A 2,507-nucleotide genomic window follows, 5' to 3' on the forward strand; every position below is an offset into this window, starting at 1 on the left:
CATGCTCGGAGGTAGTTTATTATGACTCAATCTCGACAATCTCAAGTATCGCTTGCTGATACCCCTTATTACCACTGTATATCTCGTTGTGTTCGTCGAGCTTATTTATGTGGTGAAGATAAATACACTGGCCATTCGTTTGAACACCGCCGACAATGGATGGTTGAGCGAATGCATCAACTCGCTTCTATTTTTAGTATTAATATTTGTGCCTATGCCATTATGTCGAATCACTATCACTTAGTCTTGCACATCGATGAACATGAAAATTATTTACTTAGTAACGAGCAGGTTTGCCAACGATGGGGAAGCTTGTACTCGATGCCAACCTTAATTGACCGTTGGTTAAAAGAGCAAACAATATCTGACGAAGAAAATAAAGCTGTGCTGAATATTATCAATGCTTGGCGTGACCGTTTAGCAGATATCTCATGGTTTATGCGTTGTCTGAATGAGTTCATTGCACGTAAAGCCAATAAAGAAGATGAGTGTACAGGCCGGTTCTGGGAAGGACGATTTAAATCCCAAGCATTATTAGATGAAGATGCATTGTTAACTTGCATGGCTTATGTCGATCTTAATCCTGTTCGTGCCAAAATGAATACTAGTGTTGAAACGTCAGAATACACCTCTGCTTATGAGCGTATACATGGTGTTGCTTTTAAAGAGGAAAGCAACAATGAGTCTTCTTTGGTCGGGTTAAGTTTTAAGAAAAAGCCATTATTGGGTTTTATAGGCGATGAGCATGAAACTCAACAGCTGGGCATCCCCTTCTCACTACTTGATTATATCGAGTTAGTCGATTGGAGCGGTCGTATTTTACGAGAAGATAAACGAGGAGCAATCGCCAGCCATCATCCTAAATTGCTCAATACACTTGGGCTTGATAGTGAAACTTGGTTATCGCTTGCAAGTAGTTTTGGCAAAGACTACCAAGGGGCAGTCGGCTCGTTGGAAGAGTTAGCATTATTTGCAGCGCATACTGGTAAGCGTTGGATGGCCAGCAAAAACGAATTACGACGAAATATGCCCTAGTTTCTTGGTTACTGCTTATTTTTAAAAAATGTAGTGAGAACGAAAGAATTCACTTGTTTAAAATACTAGAAAAACGGCTTTATGCCCTGCATTTTATACCCCTACAATATTTTTAGAACACTTTCTGATTTATGTTTTATTACATACCCCGATTTTTTGATGATTATTTGGCTGTAAAAATTTATGGATGTCTACTACTTTCCTTGCTTGGATGTCTACTACTTTCCTTGTGTCTACTACTTTCCTTGTGTCTACTACTTTCCTTATTTGCAGCGCATACTGGTAAGCGTTGGATGGCCAGCAAAAACGAATTACGACGAAATATGCACTAGTTTCTTGGTTACTGCTTATTTTTAAAAAATACCGTGAGAACGAAAGACTTCACTTGTTTAAAATACTAGAGAAACGGCTTTATGCCCTGCATTTTATACCCCTACAATATTTTTAGAACACTTTCTGATTTATGTTTTATTACATGCCACAATTTTTTGATGATTATTTGGCTGTAAAAGTTTATGGATGTCTACTACTTTTACTACTTTTCTACTTTTATCTACTACTTTTATCTACTACTTTTAAAAGTTTATGGATGTCTACTACTTTTTACTACTTTTTAATTTGATATCCAACTTAAGTTTCAAGATACTTCCTTATTAAAGAGGTGATATAACGCCGTTTTAAGCGGCAAATTGCAGTTGGCTAAAATAAGTGAGGCACGAACAAAAAGCCAACTGTAATTTGTCCGACTTGAAAACCCTTGTTATATGCCATTTTCCACTTGGTAAGCTAAACCACCAATTAAACTATCTATTTGATTGTCTTTTAAAACATATTTAGGAATGTACTTCATTCCTAGTGGAAGATCACTTTTACCACTAATTAAAGCGCCTCTACCGCTTCCAAAATTTGAAAGAATAAACTCTTTTAGGTGACTTGCACCTTGTATTTGATATGCCGTGCGAAATATAGATAAATCACCAATCCATCCGTCAATCTCTATCCAGCAGTGCCCATCCCAATTGGCTGAAACAATATTTCCTGATTTAGTTGGCTCAGGTAAATTTTTCTTGCACTTAAATATAGTTTTACCCGATATTTTAAGATCTCCTGCAACAACAATTGCAGGAACTGAAAAATTATCATTGAGATAAGCTGCCCACATTGAGCTTATCATCGCGCATGCACCAAATGACGGTGGAATTTTGGACATTAATTCTTGAGCTGATTCACCCAGAACTTGAGGACTATCAAGAGTAAATTGTTCAAACCTTTCCGCTTCCATAACTCCTCTACCGCGAGAAATTAATTGCTTAATAGTTGGACTTGGCACAGTGCCTCCTTGGCATATAACAAACAAGGATAGGTGTCGCGCAGCCGACACCTTATCTGGTCGTTGAACAAGCCCATCCGAGATTGCATCTTATTATAGTAAATAGTTATTTTAAAGGTAGGATTGAGGCACACAGGTACTT

The 2,507-nt window shown here is 37.6% G+C and carries 2 protein-coding genes; one reads left to right on the plus strand and one right to left on the minus strand.

Features of this window, described 5'->3' with window-relative positions:
* The first annotated feature begins 21 nt into the window (after positions 1 to 21).
* Positions 22 to 1,035: a transposase gene (locus H5084_RS19095; protein WP_182692216.1), complete on the plus strand. Its 1,014-nt coding sequence runs from the start codon at positions 22 to 24 to the stop codon at positions 1,033 to 1,035.
* Positions 1,036 to 1,795: 760 nt separating this feature from the next.
* Here the strand turns inward: H5084_RS19095 and H5084_RS19100 are convergent.
* Positions 1,796 to 2,365 carry a hypothetical protein gene (locus H5084_RS19100; protein ID WP_182692217.1) on the minus strand — a complete coding sequence of 190 codons (570 nt, stop codon included), beginning with the start codon at positions 2,363 to 2,365 and terminating at the stop codon, positions 1,796 to 1,798.
* Between the last annotated feature and the right edge of the window lie 142 nt (positions 2,366 to 2,507).

It is taken from the genome of Psychromonas sp. SR45-3 (assembly GCF_014163575.1).
GTDB classification, from domain to species: domain Bacteria; phylum Pseudomonadota; class Gammaproteobacteria; order Enterobacterales; family Psychromonadaceae; genus Psychromonas; species Psychromonas arctica.

Bases quoted from the DNA above. Each gene is read 5' to 3' on its own strand.
- H5084_RS19095 (WP_182692216.1), top strand. From the start codon at position 22: ATGACTCAATCTCGACAATCTCAAGTATCGCTTGCTGATACCCCTTAT.